Below are 19,486 nucleotides of genomic sequence, written 5' to 3'. Positions count from 1 at the left end.
TCTCACAACGGGGACGCTGTCATGGCGGTCGATCTTAATTTGCTGCCGGTTTTTCTGGCTGTGGCGGAACAGGGCAGTTTTACCGGTGCCGCCACCCGGCTGGGGATGCCGTCGTCTAATGTCAGCCGGGCCATCAGACAGCTGGAAACCCAGACCGGCTGCCGTCTTATCGAGCGGACAACACGGCGTATGCGCCTGACGGCACAGGGACAGCAGTTGTATCAGTGCGCCGGAAAAACGGAGTCCATGCTGCGGGAAACCTTTTCACAGATCCGTAATGATGATGTGCTGACCGGCTGTTTCCGGCTGACGGTACCCGGTGAAGGCTGCGGGGAAATGCTGGCGCCGGTGCTGGCCCGTTTTGCCGCACTGCATCCGGATTTGCAGATCCGGTGTGATACCCGGCTGACCCCGGCAGATATTATCAGTGATGATATCGATCTGCTGCTGATCTATCAGCGCGGGGAGATGGCAGACAGCAGTTATCACAGCCGTCTGATTCAGTCATGGTCGTGTGTGGTGGTGGCCGCGCCGTCATTACTGGCCCGGACCGGCGTCCCGGCTTCTGCCGCGGAGCTGACCCGGCTGCCCTGTATTTCCAGCCTGAGTGCCCTGAACGGCCAGCCGTGGGTTTTCCGCAAACCGGACGGCGGATGGCTGACAGTGCGCATCAGCAGCCGCTATCAGGTTAACGGCGCGGCACTGGCCGCCGCCGCCGCCATTGAAGGACTGGGTTTTGCGATTCTGACCGGGCATTTGTGTCAGCAGGCTTTCCGTGACGGCACATTGCAGGCTGTCCGGCTGAATGAAGAACCGGCTCCCATCGAGCTGAGAGCCGTCTATGCCAGCCGCCGTGAATTATCACCTGTTGTCGACAAATTCCTGCATTTTCTCGAAAGTTCGCTGCGGAATCAGACCGAAAATCAGTAGCTGCGGAATACCGTCTGTTTTCCGTCCGCATCATACGCGATCACATCATACGGCTCTTTCATATCCTTATATTCCATGCCGAGGCTGCCGACCGGCATTCCCGGAACAGAAATCCCTTTGGCACTTTCCGGCAGTGTATTAATAGCATCCAGGCTGTCAGCCGGGACGTGGCCAATCACATATTTACCGTTCAGTGTGGCGAGGTGACAGCTCATCAGATTCGCGGAGGCACCGGAATCGAGCATCATTTTCTCCAGCTGTGCCTGCGGAATAATATTGGTTTCCACATCATAACCGGCTTTTTCCACACCCTCCGCCCACTGGCCGCAACAGCCGCAGGTCGGGGATTTATACACGGTGACTGTCCCTTTTGCCGCCATGGCACCGGCAGATAATGTGGTTAATAATAAAGATAACGCCCAAACGGATTTTTTCATCGGTATTTCCTGTAATGAGTCGGATAATAATGATGAGATTAATGGTTTACCTTAGGGGAAGGTCAATACAGGGAACGTATAGTTATACAGAGAAGTGTAAAGGTTCCGGCGCGGGAAATTGCCGGAACCGGGGAATACTATTTTATACGGATAACTATTTTACCGAACGGACCGCGCTGAAGATGAGCAAAAGCCGCCGGAACATCACCGAAAGGATAGACAGTATCGATAACCGGTTTGATTTGATACTGCTCAACCGCGGCACAAAGCCGTTCCAGTGCCCGGCGGTGACCGACCGTGATCCCCTGAAGAGTTGCCTGTTTCAGCATCAGCGGAACGGCAGGCATCACCAGCTCTTCGCTCTGCATAAAACCAATCTGTGCAATGTGTCCGCCCGGCGCGAGTGCCGCCACGGACTGACGCAGATTTTCCCCGCCGATAACTTCCAGAATATGATCTGCGCCGTGACCGCCGGTCAGTGACATTACGGCATCAGCCCATACCGGTGTTGCCCCGGTATCAATAATACGGGTTACACCCAGTGCATTCAGACGGGTGATTTTTTCTGCGGAACGGGTCAGCACAACGGGTTCCGCCCCCATTGCCAGTGCTATCTGTAACCCTGCCAGTGATACACCACCGGTACCCTGGAGTAATACAGTCTGTCCGGGTTGCAGATGCCCGCTCTCTGTCAGGGCAAACCAGGCGGTCAGCCCGGTGATCGGCAGTGTGGAGGCTTCTTCATCTGTCAGTGACGGCGGAACGGCGACCAGCGTTTCCTCATTCAGTACAATATACTCTGCCAGTACGCCGGCCAGCGGGCCGCCGAGTGACATCCCGTGATGTGCCATTTCTGCCGGCGGGGCGTTATCTGTCCACTGTGTCCAGAAATTGCCGATCACCCGTTCACCGGTATGAAACCGGGTGACCTTTTCCCCGGCAGCGACAATCTCTCCGGCCATATCCGAGGCCGGTGTGAACGGCATTTCCGGCAGCTCCGGTAACAATTTTCCGTCGATAACCAGCAGATCGCGGTAGTTCAGGGAGACTGCGGATACGCGGATCAGTACCTCATGATCTCCCGGTACAGGTACCGGGACATCTGCAAGGGTCAGGTTATTCAGTCCGGTGCCGGTCAGTTGCCAGCGTTTCATCATTTTTTGCATAAAAAGCTCCTTTTAATCTGTCCTGCTATTTTATTGGTAACTTTTTTGCGTGTATGCTGATGTTTTGGTGTAGCAATGACTCCTGAAAGTAGACAATTATGGCGAATCTGAATCTGTATTCACAATTGCAAAATATGGCGGCATTCGTGCACACCGTAGAAACCGGCAGCTTTACGGCGGCAGCGGTGCGGATGGGAGTATCCAAATCCGCGACCGGCAAAAGTGTGGCAAAACTGGAGGAACGCCTGGGAGTACGGTTGCTGCACCGGACAACGCGGAGTGTCAGCCTGACGGAAGAAGGGCAGATTTATTATCAGAGCTGTTTATCTGTGCTGGATGAGCTGCATCAGGCGGAATCACTGCTGTCTTCCCGCCGTCAGACAGTTTCCGGAACATTGCGGATCAGTCTGCCGGTCTCCTACGGACGGCTGTATGTGATGCCGGTACTGACACAACTGACAAAATTACATCCGGAATTAAAACTGATAGTCAGCTTTACTGACCGCCGGGTGGATCTGATAGAAGAAAATACGGATATTGCGGTCCGCCTCGGGTATCCGCAGGACAGCACAACACTGGTTGCCCGCCGTCTGGGAACACAGCATGCCGTGATTTGCGCATCACCGGATTATCTTGCCCGTCGTGGTATACCACAGACGGCGGAAGCCCTGGCAGAGCATGATTGTCTGGGATTTATATCCAGGGGGCAGATTCTGCCGTGGCCGGTGATGAACAAAGACGGCACCGTTAACCGGCTGACTATCCGCCCGAAACATATTATCAGTAACGGCGAAGCTTTGCGTGACGCGGCAGCGGACGGAATGGGGATCGCGTATCTGACCACCTGGCTGGCAGCACGGGATATTGAACAGGGGCGGCTGCAGGTACTGCCGGTTGCTACCCCGGAAGATGATGCGCCTGCACCGGTTTTTGCGGTATGGCCGCGCTCACGTGATCTCTCCCCGCGTATCCGCGTAGTGGTGGACGCTTTGCTTGCGGCACACAATCCTGACCCGGAGGTAACAGTATGACTCACCTGACATTACAGATAACAGCAACAGAAACGCGGATTTTTTCTGCGGAGGCTGATGTGCGGCTTCCGCTCGGTGACTGTGTGATGGACGGATTTGTTTTTCAGCATTCGCCGGTGACCGCGTATGAAGCGGAAGTGGCGATTGAACATATTGAAAACCGGATTATCCCGGCACGGGCCGCATTACCGGCAGGCGAGCTTATTTTGCATTGTCCGGACCTGCGGCTAAACTATTTACTTGCCGGTAATAAAACGGATTTCTTATCCACAGAGGAAATAGAACGCGGGTTTAATGAGATCGTGAATGTTATCAGCGGCAGCCCGGTCTCATCAACATCCCTCCCCTCAGATAAGCAGTTCACGGCTTTTTTACTGATTATCCGTGAAATTACGCATCATTGGGGGCTGACAGGGCTGATTCCGGAAATGACCGGAAAAATGATGTGATATAACATGTATACAAAATGACTCTTATCAAAATAAATTATAAAATTTGTACTATTATTTAGTTCCCGTACACCTGTACCGGGAATGACAGGACGACAGAGCTGAACAGATATGAGCATTGCACTGATAAATAAGATTAAATCCGTTTCTTCCCGGTTTTCGGCCGGGTATTTCGGCATGGTTCTGGGGCTTATCGGCACCGGGATGGCGTGGCGCTATGCCGCGGCTGAGCAGGGATATCCGGCATTCATCGGTGAGGTGATTATCGGTGCCGGTTGCGCGGTCTGGCTGGTGCTGATATCCCTGTTTATTATCCGCAGTCTCTGTTTCCCGGAAAAAATGACCGATGAGTTCCGTCATCCGGTAGCCAGTGGGTTTTCCAGCCTGTTACCGGCAACCACCGTACTGGTGGCGATGGGGCTGACGCCTTATTTTCCGCTGTTTTCCACCGGATTATTCGCCCTTGGTGCAGTAGCGCAGCTCTCCTATGCCGCGTGGCTGGTGGGCTCCCAGTGGAAAGGCGAGTACCCGAAAGCAGCAACCACCCCGGTACTTTATCTGCCGACCGTCGCTAATAATTTTATCTGTGCCATGGCGTGTGGTGCGCTCGGGTTTACTGACCTTGGTATTCTCTTTTTCGGCGCCGGGGTGTTCTCCTGGCTGAGCCTGGAACCGGCAATTCTGAAACGTATCCGCAGTGACGGGCTGATGGATGAAAAATCACGTCTCTCTTTCGGTATTCAGCTGGCACCGGCACTGGTGGCATGCAGCGCCTATCTGGCGGTGAATCAGAATCATATTGATTTCTTTGCCAAAATGCTGCTCGGTTACGGGTTATTGCAACTGGTATTTATGATCAGGCTGATCCCCTGGTTTACCCGGCAGGCATTTACCTTATCATTCTGGAGTTTTTCATTCGGCGTATCAGCACTGGCAAAATCCTCTCTGAATATCAGCATGTCTTCAGATAGTGAATTTATCCACCTTCTGGCATTCACTCTGTTTATCTTTTCCAACGCCTTTATTCTGCTGCTGGTGGTGAATTCACTGCGTCTGCTGGTCAGAAAACAAATCACCCGTGCCCGTATCCGCGGGGAAAACTGATATTCAGCCGCCGGTTACCGGCGGTTATCAATTTGATTGTTTATTAATCATCATTCTCATAATGATATCTGCACTGCAAATCACCGGCATCCTGATGTCATCAGTACGAATAGTGAACAATTTCACAAAGTGATCAAAAACTCCGTTATTAATCACATTTTATAACCCTTTTCCCCGTTTATACCCTCTCCTGGTGTGGTTATTGCTTTATCTGTTGATACAGATTGCATGACAGCCGTCTGTTCTCCACAAGAGTCTTAAATAAAAACAGATAGTTATTAACAGAGTCAGATAGTCAAATTCACGTACAGGAGAGAAGAGATGTCTGATCAACAAAACACAGCATCTGATCTTATTTACCAGCTCGAGGATAAACCCCCGTTTTTACAGGCGATTATTGGTGCCGTGACCCATCTGCTGGCAATTTTTGTCCCGATGGTCACACCGGCGCTGATTGTCGGTACTGCCTTACAGTTATCGCCTGAGACCAATGCGTATCTTGTTTCCATGGCCATGATTGCCTCCGGTGTCGGCACCTGGCTGCAGGTAAACCGCTACGGCATGGTCGGCTCGGGGTTATTATCGATTCAGTCCGTTAACTTTTCATTTGTGACAGTGATGATTGCCATCGGAACCAGCATGCGGGCTGATGGTGTTGATGAGGAACTGTTACTGTCCACTATCTTCGGTATCTCGTTTGCCGGTGCGTTCTTAGTTGTGGGATCGTCTTTTATCCTGCCCTATCTGCGCCGGGTGATTACGCCGACAGTCAGCGGTATCGTGGTTCTGATGATCGGGCTGAGTCTGATAAAAGTCGGGATTATTGATTTCGGCGGCGGCTTCTCCGCCAAGTCTTCCGGCACTTTCGGAGATTATCAGAATATCGGTGTCGGGTTACTGGTTCTGCTGGTGGTTATCGGGTTTAACTGCTGCAAAAGTCCGCTGCTGCGCATGGGCGGGATCGCGATCGGGCTGATTGCCGGCTATGTTTGCGCTCTGTTTCTGGGGATGGTCGATTTCAGTCAGATGAGCAAAGCCGCGTTTATCACGATCCCGGTGCCGTTCAAATATGGTTTCTCGTTTAACTTCGCCCATTTCCTGGTCGTCGCCATTATTTATCTGCTCAGTGTGCTGGAAGCGGTTGGTGACCTGACGGCAACCGCACTGGTGTCCGGGCAGAAAATTCAGGGGCCGGAATTCCAGTCCCGTCTGAAAGGCGGGGTAATGGCGGATGGTCTGGTATCTGTGGCGGCATCCGCGATGAGTTCTCTGCCGCTGACCACCTTTGCCCAGAATAACGGGGTCATTCAGATGACCGGAGTGGCTTCCCGCCATGTCGGGAAAATCATTGCGGTTATCCTGGTGATTCTGGGGCTGTTTCCGGGGATCGGCTGGTTTTTTACAACGATTCCGGCACCGGTGCTGGGTGGCGCTATGACACTGATGTTCTCTATGATCGCCATTGCCGGGATACGCATCATTCTGTCGAATGGTTTGCGCCGCCGTGAAACCCTGATTGTGGCGACCTCGCTGGGGCTTGGACTCGGTGTCTCTTATGACCCGGCGGTTTTCCACGTCCTGCCGACATCCCTTTACGCACTGGCAGAAAACCCGATCTGTATGGGTGGTGTGACAGCCATTATTCTGAATTTAATTATTCCGATCAGTAAGGAAACCGAACCGGATGATATTGAAGAATCTGTGAGGGAAGAGGAAGTTTAATTAAAGTCGTCTGACAGCCCGCGTATTTCAGCGGGCTGTCAGTATTATGTATTACTCAATATTCTGGATCTGCTCACGCATCTGCTCAATCAGCACTTTCAGTTCAATGGCGGAACTGGTGATACCGGCATTGATGGATTTTGAGGCGAGGGTGTTCGATTCACGGTTGAATTCCTGCATCATAAAGTCCAGACGGCGGCCGACAGCCTCTTTTTTCTTCAGGATATTATGGGTTTCTTTCACATGCGCATCGAGGCGATCTAACTCTTCCGCCACGTCAATACGCTGTGCCAGCAGGATCAGTTCCTGTTCCAGACGGTTCGGATCCACCTGGATCTGTGCGTCATCCAGTTTGCTTTGCAGGCGCTCACGCTGCCATAACAGGATATCCGGCATCTGTGCGCGGACTTTGCGGACTTCTTCTGTCACACCGTCAAGGCGCTGCTCGATTAAGGTTTTCAGTGCCGCACCTTCACGTTCGCGGGCATCAATAAAGGCCGTGATGGTATCATCGAGTGCTGCCAGCAGTTCTTCACTGATGGTATCCAGATCCTGCTCCTGTGCAGACATCACGCCCGGCCAGCGCAGAATTTCCAGCGGGTTGATTTCCCCTTCGTGACTGTAGTTTTTAACCCAGTTTGCTGCCGCGACCAGCTGTTTTGCCAGCTCTTCATTCATATTCAGCCCGCTTTGCGCGTTGCTGCTCAGGTCAAAACGGAGGTTACACTCCACTTTGCCGCGGGTCAGACGCTGACGCAGACGCTCACGGATCACCGGCTCCAGGCTGCGGAGCTGTTCCGGCAGGCGGATGTAGGTTTCAAGGTAGCGCTGGTTAACAGAGCGGAGTTCCCATGAGGCGGTGCCCCACGGGCGTTTGACTTCCTGACGGGCAAACGCGGTCATACTACGGATCATAATATCTGTCCTGTGATGGATTTATTGCTCTGATTATAGCGCTGTTATGGTGTTAAGGCATAGGCATTCACCGGTTTAAGCCGTATAATGCGCCCCCAACAGTTAACTGAACCGGAGAATCGCTATGAGTCAGTCATCACGTCCCGCTGGCCGGGGAACAGACCAGGTGCGTCCTATTACTATCACCCGTCATTATACCAAACATGCCGAAGGCTCTGTGCTGGTGGAGTTCGGTGACACTAAAGTGTTATGTAATGCCTCCGTTGAAGAAGGTGTGCCGCGTTTCCTGAAAGGTCAGGGACAGGGCTGGATCACTGCCGAATACGGCATGCTGCCGCGTGCGACCAATTCCCGTAATGCCCGCGAAGCTGCCCGTGGCAAACAGACCGGCCGCACAATGGAAATTCAGCGCCTGATCGCGCGTTCGCTGCGCGCTGCGGTTGATCTGACCAAACTGGGCGAATTCACCATCACTCTCGACTGTGATGTTATCCAGGCTGATGGCGGTACCCGTACTGCTGCTATCAGTGGTGCCTGTGTGGCGCTGGCGGATGCGCTGAATCAGATGGTCGCAAAAGGCCAGCTGAAAGCCAGCCCGCTGAAATCCATGGTTGCCGCCGTTTCTGTCGGTATCGTGGACGGCGAGCCGCGTTGTGATCTGGAATATGTCGAGGATTCTGCGGCAGAAACCGATATGAATGTGGTCATGATTGATGACGGACGGATGATTGAAGTCCAGGGCACGGCAGAAGGTGCGCCGTTCAGTCATGATGAGTTGCTGTCGTTACTGGCCCTTGCAAGGGGCGGGCTGGAAACCATTTTTTCCGCCCAGAAGGCGGCATTAGAAAATTAATCAGAAGGCGACGTGATAGTCGCCTTTTTTATGCCTGTGATTCAGGCGCGTTATCCGTAAATCAGAATCAGGAGATCCCGATGAAAGCTTATCAGCGCGAATTTATTGAACTTGCGATGAAAAAACAGGTACTTAAATTTGGTGAATTTACGCTGAAGTCCGGCCGGAAAAGCCCGTATTTCTTTAATGCCGGGTTATTTAATACCGGACGGGATTTGGCGCTGCTCGGACGCTTTTATGCTGCGGCATTGTGTGACAGTGGTGTGCAATATGATGTCCTGTTCGGGCCGGCCTATAAAGGCATTCCGATTGCAACGACGACCGCGGTTGCACTGGCGGAGCATCATGATCTTGATATGCCATACTGTTTTAACCGCAAAGAAGCCAAAGACCACGGGGAAGGCGGAACACTGGTCGGCAGTCCGCTGAATGGCCGGATTGTGGTGGTGGATGACGTGATCACCGCCGGGACAGCAATTCGTGAGTCGATGGAAATCATCAGACAAAATAACGCAACACTTGCTGGTGTAATGCTGAGTCTTGATCGTCAGGAAAAAGGCAAAGGCGAGTTATCGGCGGTTCAGGAAGTGGAACGTGATTACGGTTGTCAGGTATTCTCCATCATCACACTGAATGATTTAATCAGTTATCTGGCGGAAGATCCGCAAATGGATACCTATTTACAGGCTGTACGGGCTTACCGTGAGCAGTACGGTATCGAAATCTGAGCGTAACAGCAGGTAAAAAAAAGCCCTCGCCCAATAAAACGGGCGGGGTGAGTAGTTTAACTAAAAACGGTGTTACTGAAGTTGTGCAAGGATCAGCGGCCAGCGGGCTTCAAATTCCTGTGTCGGCCGGTATTTAAATTCTGAGCGAACAAAACGGGACAGCATACCTTCGCAAAAGGCGAGTAGCTGAGATGCTAACAGGCTTTCGTCATAAGTAAAACCGCTGCCGTCACGGATTCGCTTTTCTTTTAAGACCTGGCGCAACTGAGCTTCGATTCGTTCATACAACTGATTAATTCTGCTCTGTAATTTATCCTGTTCAAACATCAGCGCATGACCGGTCATGATACGGGTCAGGCCCGGATTTTTTTCCGAGAACCCCAAGAGGAGCATCAGAATCAGTTTTATCCGCGAAATGGTTTCTTTCTCATCCTGAAGGATAAGGTTTATCCGCGAAATCAGTGAGTCCTCAATAAATACAATCAGGCTGTCGAACATTTTTGTTTTACTGGAAAAATGACGATAGAGCGCTGCTTCTGAAACCCCTACGCTGGCGGCAAGCTTAGCGGTTGTTATACGCTGACTGCCGTCGCTGGACTCAAGCATCTGCGCAAGCGCCTGCAGGATCTCCTCGCGCCTGTTCTTCTTTTTTGTACTTTCTGCCATGTCAGATAAAACCCCTGCGTTAAAGCAAACACACATCTGCCTGCGGACAGCAGTACAACAGTACCACTGTCAGAAAAGTGACGGAGATAAAACGGCGTTATTAGTATTATTGACGGCCTGAATGGCCAAATCCGCCGGCTCCGCGTTCACTTTCGGTAAATTCTTCAACAATATTGAATTCAGCCTGAACAACAGGAACGATAATCATCTGTGCAATACGTTCGCCCGGTTCAATCGTGAAAGTGGTGTCGCCCCGGTTCCAGACAGATACCATCAGCTGTCCCTGGTAGTCAGAGTCGATTAAGCCCACCAGATTGCCGAGAACCACGCCATGTTTGTGGCCGAGCCCGGAACGCGGCAGCACCATTGCCGCCAGAGACGGGTCTGCAATATGGACGGCAAGACCGGTCGGCAGTAACAGCGTTTGCCCCGGTTTCAGTTCGGTGGCTTCATCCAGGCAGGCACGTAAGTCGAGACCCGCAGAGCCCGGTGTGGCGTAGGCCGGTAACGGAAATTCCCCGCCGATGCGCGGATCAAGAATCTTAATGTCGATTTTTTTGGTCATAGTGTTTCAGTATTTCGTCCAGTAAATGGTGGCTGAGCTCTGATTTGCTCATGTTCGGTAAGCTGATATCGCCGGTATGCCAGTACAGATGCAGGGCGTTGTTGTCACTGTTAAATCCTTGGTTTTCAACAGAAACATCATTGGCGCAAATCATATCGAGCTGCTTTTTCACCAACTTGCCGCGCGCGTATTCTTCCACATTTTGGGTTTCAGCTGCAAATCCAATCACAAACGGACGGTTTTTTTCCAGAGCGCCGACACCGGCGATCACATCCGGGTTTTTCACCATCGTGAAAGTGATTTCGTCGCCCTGTTTTTTAATTTTTTCAGGCGCAACCGCTTTGGCACGGTAATCGGCCACAGCAGCACAGCCGATAAAAATGTCCTGCTGCGGGGCTGTCAGCTGTGCGGCATCATTCATTTCACAGGCACTGCTGACATCAATACGTTTAACACCCGGTGGTGTCGGTAATGTGACAGGCCCGGCTATCAGAGTGACATCCGCACCGCGTGCTGCGGCCGCGGCAGCAATGGCAAAGCCCATTTTACCGGAGCTGTGATTACTGATAAAACGCACCGGGTCGAGTGCTTCGCGTGTCGGCCCTGCGGTGATGGCCAGGCGGATACCGGCCATGTCCTGTTTTTTGCGGAAGTGCTGTTCTGCCCGTGAGACTATCTCTGACGGATCCAGCATGCGTCCCGGGCCGGTGTCACCACATGCCTGGCTGCCGCTGTCCGGCCCCCAGACGGCAAAACCGAGCTGTTCCAGATGCGCGAGGTTCTCCTGAGTGGTCTGCGCTCTGTACATCTGCTGGTTCATGGCCGGTGAAACGGCAATGGCGGCATCTGATGCCAGGCAAATAGTGGTGACCAGGTCATTGGCCATACCGGCACTCAGGCGGGCAATCAGATCAGCGGTGGCGGGCGCGAGAATAATGAGATCTGCCCATTTCCCCAGTTCAATATGGCCCATTGCCGCCTCAGCTGCCGGGTCAAGCACACTTTCCGCAACCGGGAAACCGGAAACGGCCTGAAGTGTGAGCGGGGTGATAAATGCGGTTGCAGCAGGTGTCATAGCGACACGGACAATTGCCCCCCGGTCACGCAGACGGCGGACAATCTCAGGGGCTTTATAGGCTGCGATACCACCACTGATACCCAGAACTATCTGTTTTCCTGTCAGTTCGGACATTGTGTTTTATCCAGTTATTTTTCGGAGACAGGCGATTTTACCACAACACCGCCGTATAGGTAGGGTGCTGTGTATTTATCCAGCTAAATAATGTTTTTTCTTCGGCGTGCCTCGCAAAAATAGGGGGTTTTATGCGGAAAAACAGCCGGAGCTGACATACTTTTTCCGGTAAAACAGGAAAAAAACGGAGAATAAATGGACAACATAACCGGAAATACGGCATTGATGCCGAGAGAGAAACTGATCGCATACGGGGCATCGGTACTGAGTGATTCAGAGTTGCTGGCGATTTTTTTACGTACCGGCACCCGGGATCGGCCGGTCAGGCAGTTTGCTGAGTATCTGCTGGAGGTTTTCGGATCACTTCACCGGTTGCTGACAGCCGGTTATGAGGAATTCAAACCCCTTAACGGGATCGGGGACAGTAAATTTTGTCAGATGCAGGCGATTGTGGAATTGTCCCGGCGCTATTTCAGCAGCCAGTTTCAGGAAACACAATTTCTCAGCAGTGCCTGTACCGTAAAGGCATATCTTAATCAGCGGATGGCCGGGCAGGAGCGGGAAGTGTTTGCTGTGCTTTTTCTCAACAATCAGAACCAGCTTATCCGTTATGAAGAGATGTTTTCCGGTACGGTAAACTGTGTGGAAGTGCATCCCAGAGAGATTTTGCGCCTGGCGCTCAAAGTGAATGCAGTTTCTGTGATTCTGGCGCATAATCACCCCTCCGGTAACGAAAATCCCAGCCGGGCTGACCGTCTGCTGACAAAAAAAATTGTTCAGGCATGTGAGCTGGTGGGGATTAACGTATTGGATCACCTGATTGTCGGGAAATTCAATACGTTTTCGTTTGCAGAACACGAGCTGATCTGAGCAGTTTTTTTCGCAGAAACACACGATCTTTACTGTTCGGGTCTTGAGCGTTTGCGCCGGAAAGCGTATACTACGCCACCTTTGAGGATCTTGGGTTTGGCGAGAAGAGCCTATCTCAGCATATTTTTGCTGGTTGACAGAGCAATTTCCCGGCGAGTCAAAAGTAAGCTGAGATGGGCTCCTAAGCCTGACGAGGCAGCCTCACCCAATACAAAGCTCGAGCTGATTAGATTTTTGGAGAATAGACATGTCCCGAGTCTGCCAAGTTACTGGCAAGCGTCCGATGAGCGGTAACAACCGTTCTCACGCATTAAATGCGACCAAACGTCGTTTTCTGCCGAACCTGCACTCTCACCGTTTCTGGGTTGAGTCTGAAAAACGTTTCGTGACTCTGCGTGTATCTGCTAAAGGTATGCGTATCATTGATAAAAAGGGTATCGAGGCTGTTTTAGCTGATTTACGTACCCGCGGTGAGAAGTACTAAGGAGCTGAAAAATGGCTAAAGGTATTCGCGAAAAGATCAAACTGGTTTCTTCTGAAGGTACAGGTCACTTCTATACCACTACGAAGAACAAACGTACTATGCCTGAAAAACTGGAAATGAAAAAATTCGATCCGGTTGTTCGCAAGCATGTAATGTACAAAGAAGCAAAAATTAAGTAATTTCTGCTTTCTGATTGAAAAAACCCGGCTTCGGCCGGGTTTTTTATTGCCTGTTATCCGGCGGAGGAGAGCTTACAAAGGGTTATCTTTTCATCTGTACTCATTCTTTGAGTCGGATAGTGCAATTTGCTGGTATTTTACAAATTATTGGTGTTTTTACATAAAATGGTATCATTTTTAATGTTAATTAAAGATAAAATCATAGATAAATCGTATACTTATCTTAAATACTGATTGTAAGAGTATTAAAATATTATGATTACTGTATCATTTACGGGTAGTATTGCTTTATCAGAACATACAACGACAAAAGCTGATTTATTTATTATTTTTATATAATTTTTATATGATTACGGAGTTGGTGTGTCAGTGGCCGCCAGAATCTGAATCAGTTTACTTCGCAGACCAAAACGAATGTTGGAATATGATATGAGTAACCCGGTTATTTCGGTCATGATTGCAGTACATAATGCGGAGTCATCAATTCTGGCCGCATTAGAGAGTCTGGATAATGCCCTGAATGAGAATGGTTCTCCGGAGAGGGTTGAAGCGATCATTATTAATGATGGCTCAACAGACAAATCATTAGATATTATCAGTCGTTATCAGCCGCGGAATTTTATTAAAGTTGTTGAAACTGTTGATTTTTCTAATGTCGGTAAAGTCCGGCATTATGCGTATTCATTGTCCCGTGGCGAATATATCACAGCATTAGACAGTGATGATGTACTGAAAAACGGTGCACTGACCCTGGTTATGGATATTATACGGGAGCATCCGTTTGATTTACTGATAACCCGCCTGGATGAACATCATGACCGCAATCCGGTATTAGTGATTGAGGATAAACCGGTTATATCAATCACTCAGGACAGACTGAAAGAATTATATCTGGAACATAAGACGGTTAAAGGCCATTTACTCGGCAGATTTATCCGCCGGGATATCCTGACGGATGATATGTTTCCTGAGATTTTTTGCTATGAAGATGTGGTGATTACCGCAAATGTTATTTGTGCGGCTCAGAATATCCTGATCACTGACACTCAGATCTATTGTTACTATAAGCATCGCGGCAGTTTATCCACAGAGAAAAGTATGAATAAAACCGTCCTTTTCCTGCAGATTGTTTTATCGATGGAAAGTTTTTTCGTTAAAAATTCAAATGAAAAAGTGATGTTTGAAGGGCTGTTTGTTAAAGTCTGTTCTGATTATTTATCACGAAATAATAAACGTAAGCTTCCGCGTTTTGTTATGGAACGGTTCAATGATATCAAAGTATTTCGGTTTTTGTTCAGTTCAAAAGTAAGATTAAGCAGAAAAATAATGTTTTTAAAAATAAAGTCATCGGGAGCATTTTAAATGGTAATGAACAGAGCATTACCAATTATTATTGGTATGTTAATGGCATTCTCGATGGTTATTGCTTCTTTTGCAGATACGTGGTCACGGGATTCTTATTTTATATTGAGTTATTTGTCTGTTATCGTGACAATCTGGCTGGTTTTTTTCAGAAAGATATCACTTTTCCGTGACCGTGCAGCCCTGCTTGTTGCTGCCTCATTTCTGTTGTTTGGTATCTCCCGGGTTGCGTGGTCATTTTTGATGAATGATGACGGGTTGAGTATTTACAAAAGTTATTCTCCGACAGCATCAAGAATTATACTCGGCGCCTTTATCTTTTGTGTTTGTATTTTATTAAAGAATGAACTGAGAAGATTTTTCAGTAATATATATGTATCAGGCGTCATCAAGGTACTGCCGCTTTATATTTTATTGTATGCACTTTATGATATTTTTGTTTTAAATAAAGACAGGGTGGAATTAGATACAAACCGGGCGACAGTTACTGCATATTTGGTCAGCGCAATTTTTTTTGTCAGTCTTCATTTTTGTGCTCAGGTGAAAAATAAATTAAATATTTCATTGTTTTTCACTAATCTGATAGTTTCAAATGCGATCATCATACTGACACAGACCCGTGCGGCGATCGCTGTCTACCTTCTGCTTTCTGTTTTTTATACCGCCATTGTTTTCCGCAAGAGCCTGAGTATTAAAAAGGTTAGTATCGTTGTTGTGCTTCTGCTGATTTTTGCAGGAACATCATATGAGTTCTTATATAAGTCCCGTATTAATGAGGCGATTACGGAAACTCAGGGTTATGATGTGACAAAACCGGGAGGATCACTGGGCGACCGCTATACCATGTGGTACGCTGGGCTGTCTGCGTTTAAGCACGCACCGTTCGGACAATCTTTTCAGGCCCGTAATGACTTTATTTCAGAAAAAATAGCGGCCGGTAATATCAGTGATTCAATAGTGATTTATCTCACCGTACACCTGCACAGTGAGCTGATTGAGGTTCTGTCATTACAGGGGATCATCGGTGGTGTGCTGCTGGTGCTGATTTATCTCTCGCTGTTGTACGCCGGTATCCGGAATAAGAACCTCTTACTGATTATGATTACATTGTGCCTGGGCGGTTATGGCCTGACTGATGTCTTGTTCTTCAGTCGTGAGAGTATTACAGTTTATCTCCTGTGTATTGCCGTGGCGCTGGTGACCGGCGGTAAAGAAGATACCGCAGAGCAGCCACAGCCGATGAATCGCTGAGGAGTTATCTGTGCCTGAATTACCCGAGGTTGAAACCAGCCGGCGCGGCATTGAGCCGCATCTTGTTGGCAATACTATACGTTATGTTGAGGTCCGCAACCGGCGGCTGCGCTGGCCGGTGTCAGAGCAAATTGAGCGTCTGAGTGACCGGCCTGTGCTCAGCGTGCAGCGCCGCGCCAAATATCTGCTGGTCGAACTGCCGGAAGGGTGGATTATCATTCACCTGGGAATGTCCGGCAGCTTACGTATTCTTTTGGAGGAAACGCCGGAAGAGAAACACGATCATGTGGATATGGTGCTGGGTGACGGCAAAATCCTGCGTTATACCGACCCGCGCCGTTTTGGTGCCTGGTTATGGGCAGATGATTTGGCAACCTGTCCGGTGCTGGCCAATCTGGGGCCGGAGCCGCTGAGTGATGATTTTGACGCCGCTTATCTGTTCGCCAAATCCCGCAAACGGAATACACCGGTCAAAAGCTGGCTGATGGATAATAAGATAGTGGTGGGTGTCGGGAATATCTACGCCAATGAATCCCTCTATTTATCCCGTATTCATCCGCTGCGCCCCGCCAAAGATCTGACTGAGGATGAAGTTGTCCGCCTGGTTGCCACCATTAAACAGGTACTGACGGAATCCATTAAACAGGGCGGTACCACGCTGAAGGATTTTTTACAGTCAGATGGTAAACCCGGTTATTTTGCCCAGGAACTGTTTGTGTACGGAAAACAGGGAGAGAACTGCCCGAACTGCGGACAGAAGATAGAAGTGGTGAAAGTCGGTCAGCGGAGCACGTTTTTCTGCCCCGCCTGTCAGCACTGATTACGACTTACCGAGTTTTTGCATCATCGCCTGTGCGACGGACTCCGGCAGAAATGCCGAGACGTCGCCGTCGTGCAGAGCCACATCTTTGATCAGGGATGAGGAAACAAAAGAGAGGTTCTGCGACGGCAGAAGGAAGACACTTTCCAGATCCTGCGCAAAATGGCGGTTCATATTCGCCAGCTGCCATTCATATTCAAAATCAGCAACAGACCTGACACCACGGATCAGCACATTAGCGTTCTGCTTTTTGGCAAAATTTGCCATCAGTTCAGAAAATCCTGTGACTTCCACATTCGGGATGTGCGCACACACATCTTTTGCCAGCGCCACCCGCTCATCGAGAGTAAACATCGGATTTTTACGGCTGCTGTTGGCGATCGCCAGCAGGATGTGATCAAACATTTTTGAGGCGCGCTCAAGAATATCGATATGTCCGCAGGTAATGGGATCAAAAGTGCCGGGATAGATTGCGCGTGTTTTCATGATGCTGACTCATCGTTGTTGCTCAGGGACCACAGGGTGGCATATTTATTAAAGGTATATTGTGCATTCACAAATGCAAGGATAAGCCCCTGTTTACCGTCAAGGAATCCGGCTCTCAGCAGCCAGGTTTTGCAGAATGCACCGGCAGTGTGAGTCAGGACGGAGAGAAAAGAGCAGCGTTTACCGGCCAGATGGCGGGCTTTTGCCCAGTCAGCGGCATAACGCAGCTGTTTTTGCTGAAACTCCGGTAAGTCGCGGCAGGTCAGGTGCAAAACATCACCTTTCAGTGTGATGACATTGGCACCCTGTGTTTCCAGTGATTCATGAACCGCATTACTGTTGTACTGATATTGCTCCCGCGGATATAACCGCAGAACATGATCAGGGTACCAGCCGCTGTGTTTCATAAACCGCCCGAGAAACAGATTACGGCGGGCGAAACGATACACGGTATTTTTCTGTGGTGCGGCAAGTACCTGCTCAACGGCGTGTTTCAGCTCCGGGGTAACCCGTTCATCGGTATCCAGCATCAGGATATAATCCCCGGCGGCATATTGCTGGGCAATCTGCCGCTGGCGGCCGAAGCCCGGCCAGTCCCGGTTTTCATACACCTGCGCGCCGGCATCGCGGGCAATGGTCAGTGTGTCGTCCTGACTGCCGGAATCGAGCACAATGATCTCATCTGCCAGGCCCTGTACGGAGTTCAGGCAATCACCGATAACATCGGCATTGTTTTTGCTGATCATCACAACAGAAAGGCGTTTTTTCTCTGTCATCAGTGGCTCCGCGGCGGCAGATATGGCCCGAGCAATTGCATCAGACGGTGCAGTGCGCCCTGATTTTCATGAAGTACCTCAGCGGCATGACGTCCGCAGTACAGCCGGTAATCCTCATCATTAAGCAGATTACTGACTGCATCACTCAGACTTTGTTCATCCGTAACGGTCAGCAGGGCATCGGCCTGCTGTAATTTACCGCAGATGTTTTTGAAATTGAACGTGTGCGGTCCCATCAGTACCGGCAGTGCGTGTGCAGCGGCTTCCAGCGGATTATGCCCGCCGCGCTCAACCAGGCTGCCGCCGACAAACGCGATATCCGCCAGTCCGTACAGCAGCATCAGTTCGCCCATAGTGTCCCCGACCACGACCTGTGTTTCCGGTGACGGAATGGTATTACTGCTGCGCATCACATAGGTCAGACCGGCTTTTTCGGTCAGTTCCCGAGCTTTGGCAAACCGCTCCGGATGGCGCGGTACCAGGATCAGCAGAAGATTCGGAAAGCGGTTCAGCAGGGTTTTATGAGCACTGAGGATAATTTCTTCCTCGCCTTCATGGGTGCTGGTTGCGATCCAGACCGGGCGGCGGGCGGCCCACTGACGGCGCAGGGTAACGGCTTTGGCGGCCAGTTCCGGCGTGACAGAAATATCGAATTTCAGGCTGCCGGTCACATGCAGTTGCTGGCGGCGCAGCCCGAGTTCAATAAAGCGTTCTCCGTCTTCCTGATTCTGCGCGGCGACCAGCGTGATCCGGTTCAGGATGGTTTTCACGAAACTGCCCGCTTTTTTATAACCGGCAGCCGAGCGTGCAGACAGGCGGGCATTGGCGATCACCAGCGGAATTTTCCGGCGGTGAAGTTCGGTTATCATGTTCGGCCACAGTTCCGTTTCCATTACGATCACCAGTTTCGGCTGAACCGTATTGAAAAACCGTTTCATCGAACCCGGTAAGTCATAAGGCAGATAGACGTGGTAAACATCATCCCCTAATGCTGATAAAACACGCTCTGAACCGGTGGGGGTCATCGTAGTGACAGTGATAGGTAACGTCGGATAATGGTGGCGTAACGCACGGACCAGCGGTACTGCGGCGAGTGTTTCGCCGACAGAAACTGAGTGCAGAATGATGCCGCCGGTGCCGGTTTTCCCTTTACAGAAACCATAACGTTCACCCCAGCGTCTGCGGTAGGCCGGGGAGCGGCGGCTGCGCCATAACAGACGTAACCAGATAAGAGGTTGGATCAGGTAAAGCAGAACCTGGTATACACGCAGTAACATTTTATCAGTTTCGCAGATAAGATTGCGGCAATAGTAGCATAAAACTAACACGAATAGCGCATTAAAAAGCATAAACCCGGTGGTGCCGGGGGCGGAATTACGGTTGTCCGGCACAACACACTGCGCTATCTGTTAATACTGCCGGGAACGATTTATGGTAATCTGTGCCTCAGATATTGATACCTGGTATTCTTTGATTTTTGTCTGATCTTAAATGGAACTC

At 50.3% G+C, this 19,486-nt stretch carries 22 protein-coding genes; 13 read left to right on the top strand and 9 right to left on the bottom strand.

Going from position 1 to position 19,486, the window contains the following annotated elements:
• Positions 1 to 21: 21 nt before the first annotated feature.
• Positions 22 to 930 carry a LysR family transcriptional regulator gene (locus JC793_RS19345; RefSeq protein ID WP_218427040.1) on the top strand — a complete coding sequence of 303 codons (909 nt, stop codon included), beginning with the start codon at positions 22 to 24 and terminating at the stop codon, positions 928 to 930.
• Here the strand turns inward: JC793_RS19345 and JC793_RS19340 are convergent.
• Both JC793_RS19340 and JC793_RS19335 read right to left on the bottom strand, forming a co-directional pair.
• On the bottom strand, positions 924 to 1,367 hold the full coding sequence (locus JC793_RS19340) for a DUF411 domain-containing protein (protein ID WP_243846933.1): 444 nt from the start codon (positions 1,365 to 1,367) through the stop codon (positions 924 to 926). The genes JC793_RS19345 and JC793_RS19340 overlap by 7 nt on opposite strands.
• Positions 1,368 to 1,504: 137 nt before the next feature.
• A complete protein-coding gene (locus tag JC793_RS19335) occupies positions 1,505 to 2,533 on the bottom strand; it encodes a zinc-dependent alcohol dehydrogenase family protein (RefSeq protein ID WP_166708875.1) in 1,029 nt (342 codons plus the stop codon).
• A 98-nt stretch (positions 2,534 to 2,631) separates the two neighbouring features.
• On the opposite strand from JC793_RS19335, the gene JC793_RS19330 reads away from it, so the two are divergent.
• The 4 genes from JC793_RS19330 to JC793_RS19315 all read left to right on the top strand — a co-directional run bounded on the left by JC793_RS19330 (position 2,632) and on the right by JC793_RS19315 (position 6,839).
• Positions 2,632 to 3,564: a LysR family transcriptional regulator gene (locus JC793_RS19330; RefSeq protein WP_166708874.1), complete on the top strand. Its 933-nt coding sequence runs from the start codon at positions 2,632 to 2,634 to the stop codon at positions 3,562 to 3,564.
• Complete coding sequence (locus JC793_RS19325) at positions 3,561 to 4,013, top strand: hypothetical protein (RefSeq protein WP_166708873.1); 453 nt, start codon at positions 3,561 to 3,563, stop codon at positions 4,011 to 4,013. The genes JC793_RS19330 and JC793_RS19325 overlap by 4 nt, the downstream gene beginning before the upstream one ends.
• Positions 4,014 to 4,124: 111 nt before the next feature.
• Positions 4,125 to 5,117, top strand: a complete 993-nt coding sequence (gene tehA, locus JC793_RS19320) for a dicarboxylate transporter/tellurite-resistance protein TehA (protein ID WP_052926493.1) — start codon at positions 4,125 to 4,127, stop codon at positions 5,115 to 5,117.
• A gap of 321 nt (positions 5,118 to 5,438) precedes the next feature.
• Positions 5,439 to 6,839: a nucleobase:cation symporter-2 family protein gene (locus JC793_RS19315; protein ID WP_166708872.1), complete on the top strand. Its 1,401-nt coding sequence runs from the start codon at positions 5,439 to 5,441 to the stop codon at positions 6,837 to 6,839.
• Between the two features lie 51 nt (positions 6,840 to 6,890).
• On the opposite strand, the gene JC793_RS19310 is transcribed toward JC793_RS19315, so the two are convergent.
• Complete coding sequence (locus JC793_RS19310; RefSeq protein ID WP_046892861.1) at positions 6,891 to 7,754, bottom strand: YicC/YloC family endoribonuclease; 864 nt, start codon at positions 7,752 to 7,754, stop codon at positions 6,891 to 6,893.
• Positions 7,755 to 7,878: 124 nt separating this feature from the next.
• Between JC793_RS19310 and rph the strand changes: the two genes are divergently transcribed.
• Complete coding sequence (gene rph, locus JC793_RS19305) at positions 7,879 to 8,607, top strand: ribonuclease PH (RefSeq protein ID WP_004236673.1); 729 nt, start codon at positions 7,879 to 7,881, stop codon at positions 8,605 to 8,607.
• Between the two features lie 80 nt (positions 8,608 to 8,687).
• Entirely contained in the window at positions 8,688 to 9,335 is a 648-nt protein-coding gene (gene pyrE / locus JC793_RS19300; RefSeq protein WP_166708871.1) for an orotate phosphoribosyltransferase, read from the top strand.
• 72 nt (positions 9,336 to 9,407) lie between these two features.
• Here pyrE and slmA read toward each other — a convergent pair whose 3' ends face one another.
• The 3 genes from slmA to coaBC all read right to left on the bottom strand — a co-directional run bounded on the left by slmA (position 9,408) and on the right by coaBC (position 11,758).
• Complete coding sequence (gene slmA, locus JC793_RS19295; RefSeq protein WP_046892863.1) at positions 9,408 to 10,001, bottom strand: nucleoid occlusion factor SlmA; 594 nt, start codon at positions 9,999 to 10,001, stop codon at positions 9,408 to 9,410.
• 106 nt (positions 10,002 to 10,107) lie between these two features.
• Positions 10,108 to 10,566, bottom strand: coding sequence for a dUTP diphosphatase (dut, locus tag JC793_RS19290; RefSeq protein ID WP_004236669.1), 459 nt, complete (start codon positions 10,564 to 10,566; stop codon positions 10,108 to 10,110).
• Complete coding sequence (gene coaBC / locus JC793_RS19285) at positions 10,544 to 11,758, bottom strand: bifunctional phosphopantothenoylcysteine decarboxylase/phosphopantothenate--cysteine ligase CoaBC (RefSeq protein WP_166708869.1); 1,215 nt, start codon at positions 11,756 to 11,758, stop codon at positions 10,544 to 10,546. Before coaBC ends, dut begins: the two co-directional genes overlap by 23 nt.
• A 195-nt stretch (positions 11,759 to 11,953) precedes the next feature.
• On the opposite strand from coaBC, the gene radC reads away from it, so the two are divergent.
• The 6 genes from radC (at position 11,954) to mutM (ending at position 16,724) form a co-directional block, all read left to right on the top strand.
• Positions 11,954 to 12,628: a RadC family protein gene (radC, locus tag JC793_RS19280; RefSeq protein WP_166708868.1), complete on the top strand. Its 675-nt coding sequence runs from the start codon at positions 11,954 to 11,956 to the stop codon at positions 12,626 to 12,628.
• 247 nt (positions 12,629 to 12,875) lie between these two features.
• Entirely contained in the window at positions 12,876 to 13,112 is a 237-nt protein-coding gene (gene rpmB / locus JC793_RS19275; protein ID WP_015422374.1) for a 50S ribosomal protein L28, read from the top strand.
• 11 nt (positions 13,113 to 13,123) lie between these two features.
• A complete protein-coding gene (gene rpmG / locus JC793_RS19270; protein ID WP_004236665.1) occupies positions 13,124 to 13,291 on the top strand; it encodes a 50S ribosomal protein L33 in 168 nt (55 codons plus the stop codon).
• Between the two features lie 429 nt (positions 13,292 to 13,720).
• Positions 13,721 to 14,653: a glycosyltransferase family 2 protein gene (locus tag JC793_RS19265; RefSeq protein ID WP_243846931.1), complete on the top strand. Its 933-nt coding sequence runs from the start codon at positions 13,721 to 13,723 to the stop codon at positions 14,651 to 14,653.
• Positions 14,654 to 15,193: 540 nt separating this feature from the next.
• Positions 15,194 to 15,904, top strand: a complete 711-nt coding sequence (locus JC793_RS19710) for an O-antigen ligase family protein (RefSeq protein WP_230059893.1) — start codon at positions 15,194 to 15,196, stop codon at positions 15,902 to 15,904.
• Between the two features lie 10 nt (positions 15,905 to 15,914).
• On the top strand, positions 15,915 to 16,724 hold the full coding sequence (gene mutM, locus JC793_RS19255) for a bifunctional DNA-formamidopyrimidine glycosylase/DNA-(apurinic or apyrimidinic site) lyase (protein ID WP_166708865.1): 810 nt from the start codon (positions 15,915 to 15,917) through the stop codon (positions 16,722 to 16,724).
• On the opposite strand, the gene coaD is transcribed toward mutM, so the two are convergent.
• From coaD to waaA, 3 genes are read right to left on the bottom strand one after another with little or no spacing between them, the layout of a single operon-like run.
• Positions 16,725 to 17,210: a pantetheine-phosphate adenylyltransferase gene (coaD, locus tag JC793_RS19250; protein WP_107679562.1), complete on the bottom strand. Its 486-nt coding sequence runs from the start codon at positions 17,208 to 17,210 to the stop codon at positions 16,725 to 16,727.
• On the bottom strand, positions 17,207 to 17,986 hold the full coding sequence (locus tag JC793_RS19245) for a glycosyltransferase family 2 protein (RefSeq protein WP_166708864.1): 780 nt from the start codon (positions 17,984 to 17,986) through the stop codon (positions 17,207 to 17,209). The genes coaD and JC793_RS19245 overlap by 4 nt, the downstream gene beginning before the upstream one ends.
• A complete protein-coding gene (gene waaA, locus JC793_RS19240; RefSeq protein WP_052926518.1) occupies positions 17,986 to 19,263 on the bottom strand; it encodes a lipid IV(A) 3-deoxy-D-manno-octulosonic acid transferase in 1,278 nt (425 codons plus the stop codon). The genes JC793_RS19245 and waaA overlap by 1 nt, the downstream gene beginning before the upstream one ends.
• Positions 19,264 to 19,486 lie beyond the last annotated feature (223 nt).

Origin of the sequence: Morganella morganii (genome assembly GCF_019242955.1) — a bacterium.
Taxonomy (GTDB): domain Bacteria; phylum Pseudomonadota; class Gammaproteobacteria; order Enterobacterales; family Enterobacteriaceae; genus Morganella; species Morganella sibonii.
Note: the sequence above shows the minus strand (reverse complement) of the source record. Positions and strands in the feature narration are given on the sequence as shown.